Origin of the sequence: Ktedonobacter racemifer DSM 44963, assembly GCF_000178855.1 — a bacterium.
In the GTDB taxonomy this organism is placed as follows: domain Bacteria; phylum Chloroflexota; class Ktedonobacteria; order Ktedonobacterales; family Ktedonobacteraceae; genus Ktedonobacter; species Ktedonobacter racemifer.
In genome coordinates this window covers 1,288,895-1,304,962 of sequence record NZ_ADVG01000002.1, presented here as the reverse complement: position 1 = coordinate 1,304,962, position 16,068 = coordinate 1,288,895, and the positions used below count along the sequence as shown (strand labels likewise).

Below are 16,068 nucleotides of genomic sequence, written 5' to 3'. Positions count from 1 at the left end.
GACAAAGTATTAGAGCGTGAGGGGTTTGAGGAGTTGATATTGTTTGGCGGTAACGATGGCCTGCTCTAAGATAAAGCTGATGACCGGGAGCAGGCGTGGGTGTGGCATCTCCTGGAAGAGAAGGGTGACCGCCATGGAGAAGGGAATTTTGCTTTTGCTCGATCCGCCCTGCCCTTTAGCTGCTGGTAGAAGGGCGCCATGGCTCATAAAGTAGCAGGACCAGTAGCTGAGATGATTGTAGTGAAGCGCCTGGGTCTGTTGGGGCGGGAAAAAGGCATCGATGTTCTGAGGCATGAGGCCGCGTCGTTCGAGGAAGATTCGTTCTATGGCCTCTGCCATTTGGGGATTGACGACGATCTCTTGTGAGAGGAAGGGGTTTTGAAAGACCATCATGCGCAGTTCCAGGTAGAGTTGTCCTGTCGTCGTGCGGTGATGACCAACCCAGAATTGAGTGACCTGAATATGGAAGTAGTGGATGAGCGCCTCCCCCAACCATTGCAGGAGTTCATCAAAGTGCGTGACCTCAGCTGCGACCAGCGGGAGGCGGGTGAGTATGGCTCGCTGATACTGGTGCAGGCGTATCCCATCATGCCTGTAGGCGAAACCCTCTGGATTGTTCACAGAATCCTCCACACATACATCTATTTCTTGTATAAATACTTTTGAGGTGTGAGCACTAATTTATTGCTTATAACTATACACGAAAATAGAGCAACTGTGTCAATATTATAAAATCGAATTTCACAATATTAACGATTATTTAATATTGTATTGCCGCGTTTAAAACTCTTTTTCTGAGATTGAGTAGAGCAGTAGCTGTTGCCTATGCCTGTTTTGCACTTAAGTAGAGAGGCGAAGGGTGAGAAGCGTGTAGGAGCACATGAGAAGACTGTAATTAAAGGAGGGATGCCAGGTTCGCGTCGGGTGAATGTATTCTCTGGCGAAAAGAGTCCAAGCAAGCTTGGACCTACGATTTAGGGGTAAGGGGTTTAACAGAGAGCCTGCGAACAGGCTCCCTGCTTGAAACTAGCTTAGGCGCGCACCAGTTCGGCGAGGCGCTGCATCCCGGCCTCAATCTCTTGAGGCGTGAGGGCGCAGAAGGGGAGCCGCACAAAGCGGTCACCTGTATGAGCCTGGTTGGCCTGGGCGTTCAGGTGGTCCGCGAAGAAGCCGTTCCCATCAGTGAGCAAAAGCCCTTGCTCTTTGGCACGCTGGAGTAAGTGCTGGTAGTTACTCTCCTGGGGCAGGGTGATGCTGACAAAGAAACCACCCTCGGGCTCGGCGAAGTCGATGCCTGGTAGGTAGGTCTTGATGGCGGAGATCATCGCCTGCAAACGTGGAGCATAGAGCTGCTTCAGACTTTCCAGGTTGCGCTCGAAATAACCACGCTTGTGAAACTCCAGTACAGCGGCTTGCGTTGGAAGCACCGGGGCGAGAGTGGTATCTTCGGCCAGAGCGATGAGCGGCTTGACAATATCACGTGGGCCGATGAGATAGCCGACACGGATTCCGGGACTGATGAGCTTGCTGTATGAGCTGACGGTAATGGTGCGTTCGGGGTTGAGTTCGCGCAGTAGCGGCAGCGTTTTGCCACTGTAGCGCAACGTGCGGTAAGGCACATCCTCAACCAGGTAGAAACCATGCTTCTCCGCCAGTTGCGCCAGGGCCTGGCGTTTCTCGCGGGAGGTCGTCACACCAGCGGGATTCTGGAAATCGGGCACGATATACATAAAGCGAGGCGTATAGCGAGCCAGGGCCTCTTCCAGGGCCGTAATATCGACGCCATCGAGCGCGAGCGGAATACCGATCACTTTGGCGCCACGACGGCGAAAGGTCTTGATGGCCCTATCATAGCTGGGCTGCTCGGTAAAGACGACATCCCCTGTCTGGACCAGTTGGGCGGTAAGCATATCTTGCAGGTGTAGGGAGCCATTGCCAATGAGTACCTGGTCGACGTCGACATGATACTGTTCCGCGAGCAATTGTTTGAGGGGCACATAGCCACCGTTATGCCCATACTGGAGCACAGTTTTTCCGTCTGGACCCGCGAGAACCGCTTGCAGGCACTCGCTAAAGAGGGTCGTTGGTAGAGCCTCGAGCGCGGGCACGCCGCGTGTAAATGAAATATTGTTACTGATGGACGAAGTGGTCTTCTGCATGCTTTCACAAACTCCTTTGCATGTTTCAGGTAGAACTACATATGTCGCAGCACAATTTTCCCTTGCACCTGGCCTGAGGCGAGCAATGCATGAGCCTGAGCTGCCTGTTCAATAGGGAGAACACGCGCGATTAATGGGGTAAATGCCTTGTCCGCAATGAGCTGGAGAATATTCTGCTCGTCGCGTGGCGTGGCACGTAGTTGTCCGCCACCGATAACCGTTACGCGCTTGAGGCGCCAGGCTTGTGTGTCGACGGTGCTTTCCTTGCCTCCCAGGTTGCCGATCAAGACGACACGCCCATTGGGTGCGCACGCTGTAATGCTCTGCTGTAACGTTGAGCTGACCAGTTCTATAATGAGCTGGACCCCGCCGAGCTTTTGTAGCTCCGCGCCTACGTCCTGCTGCTGATGGTTGATGACCAGGTCTGCGCCAAGTTTGCGCAGCTCCTCTGCCCGTTCCGTCGAACTGGCGGTGGTGGCGACCCAGGCCCCCCGCTGTTTGGCGAGCTGAATCGCTGCGGTGCCAACGCCGCTGGAGCCTGCCCAGATAAGGGCCCGCTCACCAGCTTGAAGCTTTCCCAGGTCGAAGAGACTGCCCCAGGCAGTTGAGGCGGCGAGGCCAGCAGCGGCGGCCTCTTCGAAGCTCACGCCTGCTGGCAGGCGAGCCAGGTATCTGGCGGGAACCGCGATCTTAGAGGCGTATCCACCGCCTCCTGTGGCCTCGGCGGCGCGAGTGGTCAATACATGCTCTCCTGCATGGAAGCCATGGGCATCCGCGAGCACGATCCCTGCGGCTTCCAGTCCGGGAGTAAAGGGCAGGTGTGGGATAGGGCGACTGCCATCACGTTGAAAGAGATCCAGGTGGTTGACCGTCGTAGCTTTGACCTCGATCAATACCTGGTCGGCTGCTGGTGTTGGATCCGCTACTTCCTGGACTTCAAGGACTTCTGGCTCACCATAGCGAGCGAAGAGTACTGCCTTCATCTTGTCGTTTGCCTTTCTAGCACACGAGACTGCAACAGGTTTCTTCGTTGAAATGTTGGCTTTATACATGTGCGGGAGTATTTGCAGATATTGTACCGCACTTTCCCCGCAGATGCCGAATGCGATTATGCCTATTTACTCTTGCTTTTAGAACAAATGTTTTATATAATAGAGAGGCCGACGTGAGAATAGTAAGGTAGACATGGTTTGTAGCAGTTTTATGAGCTGTTGCTCATTGGTTGGTTAGGGATCATCACATATGCAACTAGTAACATCACTTTCCCTCATTTCTATCCTGGTGCAGGACCAGGATACCGCGCTTAAGTTCTATACCGATATTATGGGGCTAGAGAAGTGCCTGGATATTACCTATGCTCCGGGTCTACGCCTGGTAACTGTGGCCCCCAGGGGGCAGCGAAAGCCGCAACTGGCGCTGGCGAAACCGGGTATTTATCATGATGAAGCCTGGATGCAGGATGTGTTGAGGCGCATGGATCCGCGCAATCCCTGGATGTTTGCCACAAACAACTGCGACGAAACGTATGAAAAATTGATTGCCCGAGGTGTACATTTTCTTCAGGCTCCTACCAGGCAACTTTATGGAATCGAGGCACATTTTACTGATCCTGATGAGAATATGTTTGCACTATTAGAGCCTTTTCCCGAGGCACGCTCACTCTGCCTGGCTCGCTGCATTGGGACAGCCGCTTGACTTCTCGCGCCTGCGGCGCTCGCTTAAAGAGGTGATGTGCGCATCCTGCCCTGGCTGCCGCAGGCAGCCAGGGCAGGATGCGCACAGTACTTACCAGAAGTGAAAGGTAATGCTGACACAACGGGCTTTAGCCCGCCGCAAGCTGCGCCGTTTCAACGGCGGCAGTGAGGCGTGTCCCGGCTTTAGCCCTTGCATAGCACAATAGAGAACATATGTTTGACAATTCCAACGGATTGTAGTATACACTAAAAGAGACACAATATATTTTCTTGAGAGAAAAGTACTAAAAATGGCAAAAGCCACGAAAACAATCAGACAAGCGTTGCAGTATCCGCCACAGTCAGCCCACTCCTTCGCGGAGCATCAGGCGCTCTACAATCGTGTCGTGGCCTTCTACTTTGAGGTCATCCAGGCCCATGAGGGCATCCTCTCTCTCAAGAACAAGGAGGCCCTCACCGCCCTGGAGAAACTCACCCATGCGACGGAGAAGGGCCCCCATCCCATTCTGCCACTCTCCGACATCGCCCCGGATATCCCCGCGATGTTCCGGCGCGCCGCCATCAATGCAGCCCTTGGCTCTGCTCGCGCATTTTTCTCCTCGCTCAAAACGTGGCGAGCACGCAAAGAGAAGCACGAGGCCAAACCATGCAAAAAGGGCAAGAAGAAGCAGCCGTTCAGGGAGCGGCCACCGGTCCCGCCGCGCACCTGGAACAAATCGGTCTCCTTCTACGCGGGCTTGTGGAAAGAACGCTCTCAGCACTCCATCATGCTCAGAGTGTGGACCGGCTCGTGCTGGTCCTGGCTCAAAATTGGTGCGCTTTCTCGCGATCTTCCCGAGGGGTATGCACTCGGGAGCCCGCAACTGGTTCGCAAGGGCAAGAGCTGGTGGTTGCATACTCCCATCGAGAAAACGTTGGAGGCCCCCGCCAACGTTGTTGAACAGATAGCAGCCAAAGAGACACGTATCTGCGCGGTCGATTTGAACCTCGACCAGCATGTAGCCGTGTGTACCGTCCAGGCAGTCGAAGGCACCATCCTGGCGACGTCCTTCATTGGAAATGGCACAGCGGTATCGGGCACAAGGCGCGCGACTGCTCGGACGCATTGCACACAACCGATCTCAGACTGGCATCATTGCCGAAGGGGAACAGGACAATGCTGATCTGTGGCGCAAGATCAGGCACGTCGATGAGCACATCGCGCACCAGGTGAGCGCCCGCATTGTCCAGTTCGCCATCGAGCAGCAAGCAAGCATACTGGTCTTCGAGCATCTAGGCACCCTGCGCCCGCAAAAAGGCACGTATGCGCGCCGCAGCAACATGAAACGCGCCTACTGGATGCGCAGGGCGCATCTTCAAGTACGCGAAGTACAAGGCGTGGAATGCAGGTGGTCTCATCACGTGCCGTGTCAATCCGCGCAATACGAGCCGGGAATGCCATCGCTGTCACGCGCCCGTCATTCGCTACAATGAGGGCGAGCCGGTTGAGGGATACACGCCCGGCGCGGCGCTTTGCCTGTGCCCACAATGCCAGATGCGCGACCATGCCGACCGCAATGCCAGTCTGAGAATCGGGCAGCGCTTGATCGAGCGCTCCCAAGAACCGTTGAAGGAAAAGCCTCATGCTCGTTCGCGACGTGCGATGAGGGGGTCGAAAGACCCAGGTGTTGGGATCTCTCAGGATGCCGAACGCGAAGGGCAACCATCTCTTGCTCAAGCAAGGCAAGGGGATCACGCCAACGGGCCTGGCACCGCCCAGGGGGGATTGCGCCGGATGGGTGCGCGCCTCTCAGATATGGCTACCACACTACGCCTCCATTTTGAGTAGTCCCTACGGGACATGTCTCACGGAGGCGCTTACGGAGCCGTGTCAGAAGCTGCTGGGCTTTAGCCCATGCGGAGTGTCACTTATTGATTCTCCTGATCTTCGCTGAAATCCCACAGGTTTAAAATGCTTCTGGAGACCACCAGCACCCGGTAGTACTCATGGGGGGCCTATCTTTCGTGTGTTACTTTGGTCGAGGATTGGCCGTCTTGCATTCGTGAACAGAACATCCTGTGCAACGATTCTATGAAAGATTTTTGGAGATACGTATGTCGTTAAGTAACCTGGAAGAAGTCTCTGTAGAGTCGGTTCTCCTTGAGGAGCCAGCTGCATCTGTAGTGCCTGCCACCCCTGCCGACGTTCCTACGCGTTCCTACCATCCCTATTCCTGGAGCGTTGCGAATCGCGTGTTGGATGTCGTCGATACCTTAACTGGCGGTCGCGCTGGTATGCTCCAGCGTTTGAGCAGTTACGTCGTTATTGGTGGTTTCGCGGCAGTTGTCAATCTGATCGTGTATTCTATTGTTTATCACTTTGTTCCAGTGCCAGGACCGGATACAGTGCATCTGGTGGTTGCTTTCCTCTGTGCGACCGAAATTTCTATCATGGCCAACTTTATACCCAATGACTACTTTACCTTCCGGCATGTTGCGGGGGGTCGCCAACGCTCGTGGCTCCAGCGTGGCCTACGCTTCCATCTAACATGTATTAGTGGTAGTATACTGACCTTCTTGATTCAAATGAGCCTCATTTACCTGGTGCATGTCTGGCCGCTGTTCGCCCAGGCCTCTGCGCTGATCATTGTGCTGTTCTACAACTTTACTATTCACCATCTGTTTACCTATCGGCATGTGAAGACTGAAGAAACTCTCTAAGCGTTTGTGCGTCAACAGGAAAACCTAAGTTACCCCCGGTTACTAAGTAAGTACGCAAAAGATAAACTCTCTCCTGGGGTGGAGGATATGTGGCTGGCAGGAATATGCTCATCGAAGCTATGTGACAGAAGAAAAAGATAAGCAAGCGAGAGGCGATCCACATCATTGTGGACAGCCTCTCGCTTGCTCTACTTTATTGGGAGGTAGGGCTTTTATCAGGCCCAGCGAATCAGACCCATCTCGTACTTGCCTTTGAGCAGGGGATGGGTGGGGACGACGCGGACGTTATAGGCGATACTCCCGCTATCTTCCGGTTGCAGATGCGCCTCGAAGCGATAGGCTCCGTCCTGTTCGCGCTTGCTATACTCCATGGGAATAGTGTGCTGGGGGATGGCTAGTTCTTCTCTTGTCTCGCCATAGACCAGCTCAACGCTGATGTCTTCGGGGGCCAGGTTATTGAGGCGTACCCAGGCTTTGACGGTAATGCCTTCACCCAGGCTGAGCTGTCCCTCGCGCTGGCCCTGGACATAGAGCTGGACGCCGTCCCAGTACTTCTGAACGCGCTCCTTCCAGGTTGCCAGGGCGCGTACCTCTGCGTACGAGTTCTCGCCAATCTGGACGCTCTGCTCTATTTCTGGAACATAGTAGCGCTGGGTATATTCCTTCACCATGCGACGCATGCTGTATTGGGGTGTGCAGGTACGAATAGCCTCTTTCATGGTACCTACCCAGCGGTGAGGCACGCCTGACTCGCCACGTTCGAAGAAGGAGGGAACTACTTCCTCTTCCAGCAGGCGATAGAGGGCAATACTATCGGCCTCCGCCTGAATCTCCTGGTCATGATATTCGCGCTCCTCGCCAATGGCCCAGCCATTCTCACCATTAAAGCCCTCGGCCCACCAGCCATCGAGGATACTACAGTTGGGCTGTCCATTGAGGGCAGCCTTCTGACCACTGGTGCCGCTGGCCTCGTAGGGGCGAATGGGCGTGTTCAGCCAGAGATCAGTGCCCGACACCAGGTAGCGCGCCATATCGATATCGTAGTTCTCCAGGAAGACGATCTTGCCCTTGAACTCTGGACTGCGAGAGGCGCGATAGATCTGCTCAATTAGCGCCTTGCCTGGATCGTCCGCGGGATGGGCCTTGCCAGCGAAGGCAATCTGCACCGGGCGCTCAGGATTATTGAGCAAGCGCTTGAGGCGTTCGAGATCGCGGAAGAGGAGCGCCGCGCGCTTATAGGTGGCGAAGCGGCGCGCAAAGCCAATGATAAAGGCGTTGGGGTCCAGGAACTGCTCGAACTCGTCAATCTGAAGTGAGCCTTCGCCCAGGCGTAGATGCTGCTGCTTCAGGCGCTCACGCGCGTAATTGATTAGCAGCTCCTTGCGTGTAGCGTGAACCTTCCAGAGTTCGTCATCGGGGAGCATATCGATGCGCTTGTCCCAGAACGCAGGATCATCGACGTAGCGTCCCCAATCGGGATCGAGGTAGCGCCGGAAGAGCGCGTTGATCTCGGGCGCGATCCAGGAGAAGGTGTGGACGCCGTTGGTGATATAGTCGATGGGTACCTCGTCCACGTCCAGCCCAGGCCAGAGGAACTGCCACATCTTGCGCGAGACCGCGCCATGCAGCTTACTGACGCCATTATGCTGTCCCGTAAGCTTGAGGGCCAGCACCGTCATGCCATAGGTCGAGCCCCAGCCGTGATCCTCGCGGGCGACCTCCATAAACTGGTCGCGATTGAGCTTGAGCAGGCTCCAGTAGGAGCTGAAGTACTTATCGACCAGGTCATAGTTAAAGGTATCATTGCCAGCCGGCACCGGTGTATGCGTGGTAAAGAGCGAGTTCGCGGTAACGACCTCGCGCGCCTCATGAAAAGTTAGCCCCTGCGTTACCAGTTCACGACAGCGTTCCAGGCTGAGGAAGGCGGCATGGCCTTCATTGAGGTGCCAGGCCGCGGGCGAGATGCCCAGGGCGCGCAGGGCGCGTACGCCGCCAATACCCAGCACGATCTCCTGTGAGATGCGCATCTCACGGTCGCCTGCGTAGAGACGCGCCGAAAGTTCGCGATCATGGGGTGCGTTTGGATCGACGTCCGTATCCATCAGGTACAGGGGCACACGACCAACCATGAGCTTCCAGACCTTAGCATAGATGCGTCTGCCAGGCAGGTCAACGCTAATGACCACCTCATTGCCGTCAGGCCCAACCGCGGGGGTCGCGGGCGCCTCGGAGAAGTGCAGCTTGTCATAGAGCGCCTCTTGCACACCATCGCGGGTGACGTGTTGGATGAAGTACCCTTGTGGATAGAGGAAGCCCACGCCCACAAATGGCAGACCCAGGTCGCTTGCCTCTTTACAGTGATCACCCGAGAGAATACCCAGGCCACCGGAGTAAATGGGGAGTGACTCATGCAGCCCAAACTCCGCGGAGAAATAGGCAATTGTCTTATCTTGCAGGTGTGGATAGTTTTGCGAGAACCAGGTCTCGTCCTGGGGTGGGTGCATGTAGTGATCGAAGTCGTTGATGACGCTGTCGTAGCGTTCCAGGTACTGGCTGTTTGTGGCGGCTTGCTCTAGTTTCTGTGGCTCCGCCTCGCTCAAAAAGCGTACTGGATTATGCCCAACCTGTTCCCAGAGTTCTGGATCAAGCGAGCTATACAGCTCGCGAGCCTCGGGATGCCAGCTCCACCAGAGATTGTACGCCAACTCATAGAGACGACTGATACGAGATGGCATAATGGGAAAGACCGTTATGCGACCGTAGACTTTCACAGGTCTAGACTTCCTTTCTTCTCGCGGACGAAGGACATATGTAGATGCAGACTCACCAAAAGGCGAATACTTGTGTGTCAAAGTATTTCAGTAAGAATAAGTAGGTACACGTACTTCCAGTATACAAAAAAACAGTACAAAATAAAAAGGGGGGAAGAGGGGGCAAAAAAGAGCGCACAGGAAAGGAGGGTGGTTTGACTTCCAAGTGGATCTCTGGAATGGGCCGCCCTTCTTGCTCCTGTGCTCTGGTTGAAAGCTAGGCTTCGTTGTTAATCTTGATCCAGCCGTGGCGGAGCGCGTGTACAACCGCCGCTGTACGGTCACTCACCGAGAGCTTCTTCAAGATTGAGGTGATATGGTTTTTCACCGTTTGATCGCTGATCTTCAATGACTTGGCGATCTCTTTGTTGCTATTTCCCCGTGCGATATAGTCGAGAATCTCGACCTCGCGGCTTGAAAGGGGCGAATAGCTATCCTTGGGGGTACCCTCTTCCTTCTCCACGGTCAATTCATGGAATGACCTGAGGACGCGGCTGGCAAGCTGCGGTTTGGAGAGGACATCATCGTTAATCAGGTATTCGCCCTGACTGACTTTACGCACGGCGTCGACAAGTTCTTCGCTTGTGATATTGCGTGTGTAGTATGCGGCTGCACCAACCTTGATGGACTGAAATAGGCGTTCCTCGTCCTCGGAGGGCGTAAGCATAATGATGGCCGTCCGTGGAGCAAGATGACGCGTCTGCCGGGCTATCTCGAGTGGATCAGAGGAAGTGAGACCTGCATCGATAAGGGCAACATCAGCGGTGTTCGTGCGGATAATATCCAGCACTTCTGTGGCGTCGGTCGACTCTCCAATAATTTCGCAGTTACCCATCCGTTGGAGGGTGGCGCGAATACCCTCGCGGAACAGGGGTTGTTCATCAATAATGATGACACGTATCGTTTCCATGCAAATCCTTCATCGAAGAGCAGCAGACAGCGTGGGGGGGCACCACCGCGACACTGCCTACACTCTTAATATCGCAAAAACTCCTAAATCACGGCACTGGCTAAAAGAGCTTCTTTAAACCAGTAATATGGTCCCTGTGGTGACAGGGGAAAGTACTATTACCTTTGGTGTGCCCATTATACACACAAAACGTCCTGGGAACAATTGGTTAGAGACAAAAATTTTGTTTGCATTACAAATGCGAGAATTGGGCAGGAGAACTGAAAAAGGCTTGAAAGGTGGAGGGAATGGCAACCTATGTGAGGGAGTTGCATCGTATCTGAATGCATTGCCGCCGAGGCAACTCCCTTCTGGAGACGTAAGGTGTGACTGTCTCTACGATCATAGGCATAGGTGAGTATGAGGGCTAGATGCGCTCCAGGCGCTGCAGGGTGGTGTTGATGCCCACGCGCAGGGATTCGATAACTCCCTTCCCAGTGACCGCAACGGCTTCAAAGCTGGGGACGCGGTAGGGGTTGAGGTACTTCTCCAGGACAGAGACCGGCAGGGTATCTTGCAGATCGCGTTTATTCCACTGCATGACCAGGGGGAAATCGGTAACGTCCTTATTCATACGGCGCAACTGTTCTTGCAACTCGTTCCAGCACTCGATATTTTCCTGTAGCTTGCTGGCCTGCGAGTCGGCGACAAAAACAACGCAGTCAGCGCCCTTGAGCACGGAGATGCGTGTTTGTTGATAAAGAATCTGGCCAGGAACAGTGTAGAGCTGAAAGCGAATAGTAAATCCGTGGACCTTGCCTAACTCGAGGGGGAGCAGGTCAAAGTAAAGCGTGCGCTCGGTCTCGGTATCGATGGAAACCATGCTCCCTACATCTTTAGGGCTGACGGCCTGATGGATGTAGTGAAGGTTTGTTGTCTTGCCACATAGACCAATGCCATAGTAGACAATTTTACAATTGATCTCTCGCTTTGCCATATTGATCAGAGACATGTCGATTCGTTCTCCTGCCCGCTCTTACGTCCACCGCCTGAGATATGCTATATAATAGGGTATATCAGGCAGTAGTGTATGCTACTACTGTCGAGGACAGTATATCGTATTTTGCTAAAAATGCCAACGGCTCGCCCTAAGAGAGAAATGAGGGTGTCCAGGCGTTATGTACAGATGCGCTTATAGAAGGAAGCAAGCGTTGCGATGAATACCTAAGCGAGACAAATGAAGCAGTAGTGCCTGCGACAGGCTATCTTCTCTCTATGAATCAACCGTTGATACAGCCAAAATTGTACGCTATTTTGCTTTGTAATGCAATGGATAGCGAGCAAGTAGCTAGTGGTATATCCAAAGGTCTATTTGTGCTGTTTCTTGTGGCTTCTGCCTTTTGTTGCGCTATCCCATTGACGAATGGCGCAGAAAGGACTAGACTTACAGCAAAACGCAAGAAACCTCATGTCTTTCAGAAGGTAGCAAATATTCAGGACTTCTCGCGCCTGCGGCGCTCGCCCAGTTTGTGGGTGCGGAGCATGCTGGCAGCCCGTGGCTGCCAGCATGCTCCGCACCCACAAACCAAATAACTTGTGCATAGCGTAAGCTAACATCATAGGCACAGTATTTCGAGAAATGGTAGTGTGGTGTTCCCTGGCAGCTAGTGGTTGCTGCCAGTACGCTCCATACCCACAAACCAAATAACTTGTGCATATGAGCTAACACCATAGGCACAATATTTCGAGATGGTAGTGTGGTGTTCCCTGGCGGCCTGCTGCCGCCAGGGAACACCACACTACCATCCTCGAGTGATCGCCGCAGGCGCGAGTGATACCTGAAGAGTCATAGAAGGCGAAGATTAAGAGAAGGTAAGGGTTGGCTGTATGACTACAACTGCTTCTACTCCCATCGATACGGATTTCGAGGTCGTGATTGGCCTGGAGGTCCATTCTCAACTGCTCACAAAGAGTAAGATGTTCTGCTCATGTAGCACTGGCTATGCTAATGAGGCTCCCAACACCCATGTTTGCCCCGTGTGCATGGGCATGCCTGGTGTGTTGCCCGTCATCAACGAAGAGGCCGTAAAGTATACCATTATGACGGCGCTCGCTCTGCATTGCTCGATTCCCGAGTACTCCAAGTTTGACCGCAAGAGCTATCCCTATCCCGATTTGATGAAGGGCTATCAAATCTCACAGTACGATATTCCTTTGAGCCGCGATGGCTATTTGACGGTCGAGGTTAGCGGGCAGAACCGGCGTATCGGCATCACGCGTGTGCACCTGGAGGAGGATACCGCCAAGCTGCAGCACCGTGAGGGCTATAGCTTGATCGACGTCAACCGCGCGGGGACGGCACTGATGGAGATCGTCAGTGAGCCGGATATGCGCACTCCCGAGGAGGCGCGCCTCTATATGCAGAAGTTGCGCGAGACGCTGGTCTACCTGGGGGTTTCGTCCGGGCGTATGGAAGAGGGCAGCCTGCGCTGCGACGCCAACGTGTCGGTGCGTCCACGTGGCCAGGAGAAGCTGGGCACCAAGACCGAGATCAAGAATATGAACAGTTTCCGCTCAGTCGAGCGCGCGCTGGAATACGAGGCAAAGCGCCAGATCGCCGTCCTGCGCGAGGGCGGCAACATTCGCCAGGAGACCCGTGGCTGGGACGAGGCGCGTGGCGTCACGGTAACCCAGCGCGTCAAAGAGCATGCCAACGATTATCGCTACTTCCCTGAGCCAGACCTGCCACCCCTGGTCATTAGCCGTAAGTACGTTGAGGAGATTCAGGCCAGCCTGCCCGAACTGCCCGATGCCCGTCGTGCGCGTTATGCTTCAGACTATGGCCTCTCTGAGCAAGAGGCAAATGTCATGACCGAGGATAAACCACTCGGCGATTACTTTGAGCGTGTGCTAAGCGTGTCAAAAGTGAAGGATACAAAGGGACGTGCCAAATCCGCCAGCAACTGGATCTTAAGCGACGTGGTGCGTCTGCTGAAGGCGAAATCCATCCCGGTTCAAGAGTCACCCCTCTCGCCCGAGGCTGTCGCCAACTTGCTCGATCTGCTTGATGCCGAGCGTATCACAGGCAAGCAGGCCAAAGAGGTTCTGGATGAGTCCTTTGCGACCGGCGAGATGCCAGCGAAAGTGGTCGAGAAGAAGGGCTTTAAGCCACCTATTACCGATGCCAGTGCCCTTGAGCCTATCATTAACGACATCATTGCCAAAAACCAGAAGATCGTCAATGACTATCTGGGTGGCAAGATGAATGCCATGCAAGCCCTGGTGGGCCAGGTGATGAAACAGACACGTGGTCAGGCCAAGGCCGATATGGTACAGTCTGTATTGAAGGCTAAATTAGAGAGCCTGCAAGGATAGTTTGCACGCGAGCGGTCTCCCGCGTCAGACCCGCGAGTCAGAAAGGCTGCTTGCGCGCTAAAGAAGGAGCAGCGTAAGACATGGACGATGAGGTCAGGTCTTTCTCTTTCAATCCCTATGAGATGGCGGTCCAGCAGTTTGAGCTGGCCGCCGAACGGCTGCAACTCTCCGAAGATATGCGCGAGATCTTGCGTCAGCCGAAGCGTGAGTTGACCGTCCATTTTCCGGTACGCCTGGACGACGGGTCCATCAAGACATTTACTGGCTATCGTGTCCAGCATAATGTTAATCGTGGCCCGGCGAAGGGCGGTATTCGCTATAGCCCCCAGGTGACGCTTGACGAGATCAAAGCGCTGGCTATGTGGATGACCTGGAAGTGTGCCGTGGTCGGCATCCCCTACGGCGGAGCGAAGGGCGGGGTGATCTGTAATCCCCGGCGTATGACCCCCGCCGAACTTGAGCGCCTGACGCGTCGCTACACCACCGAGATCTCGATTATCATTGGTCCTCATAGCGATATTCCCGCCCCCGATATCAACACCAATTCCCAGATTATGGCCTGGATGATGGATACTTACTCCATGCACGCGGGCTTCTCCATTCCAGCCGTGGTAACGGGTAAGCCGCTCTCGATTGGTGGTAGCGAGGGGCGCAACGAGGCGACCGCCACAGGCGTCTTATTCGTGAGCAGGCGTGCTGCCCAGCGCCTGGGTATGCCCTTGAAGGGGGCGCGAGTGAGCATCCAGGGCTTTGGCAATGCGGGAGCAATTGCCGCACGCCTCTTCCATAACGAGGGCTGTAAGGTGGTTGCGGTCTGTGATAGTCGTGGTGGCATCTACAACGAGGATGGCCTGGACCCAGCGGCGGTGCTGCGCCACAAGCAAGAGCATGGCTCGGTTGCCAGCTATTCCCTCGGGCAGGTCGTGACACCCGAGGAGACACTGGAGGTGCCATGCGATGTGCTTATCCCCGCCGCGATTGAAGGTGTGATTCATGCCCAGAATGCCGGGCGCATTCAAGCCCAGATTATTACCGAGGCCGCCAATGGCCCGACGACCCCTGAAGCCGATGAGATCCTTTTCCAGAAGGGGATATTATTAGTTCCTGATATCCTGGCCAATGCAGGTGGCGTCACGGTGAGTTACTTTGAGTGGGTACAGGACATTCAAAGCTTTTTCTGGGGGGTCGAAGAAATTACCCGCAGGCTTGAAGTCATCATCAATAAAGCCTTTGATGCGGTTGCGCGGACCGCTGATGAATATCACTGTGATATGCGCCTGGCGGCGAATATGCTGGCAATTGCGCGTGTTGCGGAGGCAACTCAGGTGCGAGGCATCTATCCTTAGCACAGGAGCGTTTAGGCGCGCGGCGTGCGACGTGCTTTCTAGCACACATCAAGAAGCAGGTCGCCTCTCGTGAGAGGCGACCTGCTTCTTGATGTGTGCTAGAAACCCCGGCGAGTGTCCCGACGTGGCTTCTTGGCGGGTTTGACGGCACGAGTCGGCTTGGCCTTCTTGCGTCCGCGTGCGCCCCATTCCGCACCTTCCTCTTCTTCCTCTTCCTCTGCTGAGTCGTAGAGATCCTCTTCTTCCTCCTCCTCTTCTTCTTCTTCTCCTTCTTCCGCGCTGTACTCTTCGTCTTCAGCGATGTCAACGTCGGGAAGGTCCGCGTCTACAACTTCTTCTAACTCGTTGCTGGCGAAAGCGCTCTCTTCCTCTTCAGCTACCTCTTCCTGATCGAAGGTTGCCGAGGGATGAACGATCTCTTCCTGAATGTTTTCCTGTACGCGAGAAGCTCTGCGAATCGGAGCAGGCGCAATAGGTGCCTCATTCTCGCCCTCGCCCTCGCCCTCTTCCTTGGGAGCGCCGATGATTCTGCGTCCGGCTGCGACATCCAGCCAGAACTGGGAATAGTAATGTGGCCTGTCTGAGTCTTTCTCGTTATCTTTTTTCGACATGGGTTGCGCGGTCTCGCGTTTGTTGCGTGTACAGATCCATCATCCCTGGGGGTCCAATCAACGCGCGAGAGCCGCCCCTCCTTTCATTGCACGCCGTGGCGTGTGCGTTTACTGCTGTGTTTATAATGAAGCAATGGGTAACTTACGCTGAAAAAGAAAGATGAGCCGATACGAGCTTTAGAGCAAGTGAACGATGTTCCGTGCTCAAAGTAGTCCCTCATGTGTCATAATAAAAAGAAAGTGCCAGGCTGTCAAGGGAGGTTTGAGAGGGTTTGAAGCCGCGTGGGGAGCTGTTTTAAGCCTTGTCAAGACCCTAAGTGCATGAATTTTTTGGGTCAAAGGTTTGCGAGAAAGAAGCCGACAATCCTATAATATTGAAAGCATAACGGAGAGCATCTAACAAAGTAGACCCATTCTGTCGTTTATCTGCATCATCATATATAGTAGATCGAAAAGTAAAATAATAGGGATATCACCGAGGATG

11 protein-coding genes and 1 pseudogene are annotated in these 16,068 nt (G+C 54.3%); 5 read left to right on the top strand and 7 right to left on the bottom strand.

The window, feature by feature from the left end; genetic code table 11:
* Positions 1 to 9: 9 nt before the first annotated feature.
* The 3 genes from KRAC_RS21995 to KRAC_RS21985 form a co-directional block, all read right to left on the bottom strand.
* Entirely contained in the window at positions 10 to 621 is a 612-nt protein-coding gene (locus KRAC_RS21995) for a hypothetical protein (protein WP_007910875.1), read from the bottom strand.
* Positions 622 to 1,031: 410 nt separating this feature from the next.
* The gene (locus tag KRAC_RS21990; protein WP_007910874.1) at positions 1,032 to 2,159 is read right to left on the bottom strand and encodes an aminotransferase-like domain-containing protein; all 1,128 of its coding nucleotides are present in this window, start codon (positions 2,157 to 2,159) and stop codon (positions 1,032 to 1,034) included.
* A gap of 35 nt (positions 2,160 to 2,194) precedes the next feature.
* Entirely contained in the window at positions 2,195 to 3,142 is a 948-nt protein-coding gene (locus KRAC_RS21985) for a quinone oxidoreductase family protein (RefSeq protein ID WP_007910873.1), read from the bottom strand.
* Between the two features lie 259 nt (positions 3,143 to 3,401).
* On the opposite strand from KRAC_RS21985, the gene KRAC_RS21980 reads away from it, so the two are divergent.
* From KRAC_RS21980 to KRAC_RS21960, 3 genes and pseudogenes are all read left to right on the top strand, one after another.
* A complete protein-coding gene (locus tag KRAC_RS21980) occupies positions 3,402 to 3,854 on the top strand; it encodes a VOC family protein (protein ID WP_007910872.1) in 453 nt (150 codons plus the stop codon).
* A gap of 289 nt (positions 3,855 to 4,143) precedes the next feature.
* Positions 4,144 to 5,681 (top strand): annotated as a pseudogene (locus KRAC_RS66355) (zinc ribbon domain-containing protein).
* A gap of 266 nt (positions 5,682 to 5,947) precedes the next feature.
* On the top strand, positions 5,948 to 6,553 hold the full coding sequence (locus tag KRAC_RS21960; protein ID WP_007910871.1) for a GtrA family protein: 606 nt from the start codon (positions 5,948 to 5,950) through the stop codon (positions 6,551 to 6,553).
* Positions 6,554 to 6,768: 215 nt separating this feature from the next.
* Here the strand turns inward: KRAC_RS21960 and glgP are convergent, their stop codons facing one another.
* From glgP to KRAC_RS21945, 3 genes are all read right to left on the bottom strand, one after another.
* Positions 6,769 to 9,324, bottom strand: a complete 2,556-nt coding sequence (gene glgP, locus KRAC_RS21955) for an alpha-glucan family phosphorylase (protein WP_007910867.1) — start codon at positions 9,322 to 9,324, stop codon at positions 6,769 to 6,771.
* 256 nt (positions 9,325 to 9,580) lie between these two features.
* The gene (locus KRAC_RS21950) at positions 9,581 to 10,273 is read right to left on the bottom strand and encodes a LuxR C-terminal-related transcriptional regulator (protein ID WP_007910865.1); all 693 of its coding nucleotides are present in this window, start codon (positions 10,271 to 10,273) and stop codon (positions 9,581 to 9,583) included.
* 406 nt (positions 10,274 to 10,679) lie between these two features.
* Entirely contained in the window at positions 10,680 to 11,264 is a 585-nt protein-coding gene (locus tag KRAC_RS21945) for a GTP-binding protein (protein WP_007910863.1), read from the bottom strand.
* An 875-nt stretch (positions 11,265 to 12,139) separates the two neighbouring features.
* Here KRAC_RS21945 and gatB point away from each other — a divergent pair.
* Together gatB and KRAC_RS21935 are read left to right on the top strand one after the other, a co-directional pair.
* The gene (gatB, locus tag KRAC_RS21940; protein ID WP_007910860.1) at positions 12,140 to 13,627 is read left to right on the top strand and encodes an Asp-tRNA(Asn)/Glu-tRNA(Gln) amidotransferase subunit GatB; all 1,488 of its coding nucleotides are present in this window, start codon (positions 12,140 to 12,142) and stop codon (positions 13,625 to 13,627) included.
* Between the two features lie 80 nt (positions 13,628 to 13,707).
* Positions 13,708 to 14,973: a Glu/Leu/Phe/Val family dehydrogenase gene (locus tag KRAC_RS21935; RefSeq protein WP_007910858.1), complete on the top strand. Its 1,266-nt coding sequence runs from the start codon at positions 13,708 to 13,710 to the stop codon at positions 14,971 to 14,973.
* Positions 14,974 to 15,071: 98 nt separating this feature from the next.
* On the opposite strand, the gene KRAC_RS71510 is transcribed toward KRAC_RS21935, so the two are convergent.
* Positions 15,072 to 15,584 (bottom strand): hypothetical protein, encoded by a 513-nt coding sequence (locus KRAC_RS71510; protein ID WP_007910856.1) that lies wholly within the window; start codon positions 15,582 to 15,584, stop codon positions 15,072 to 15,074.
* Between the last annotated feature and the right edge of the window lie 484 nt (positions 15,585 to 16,068).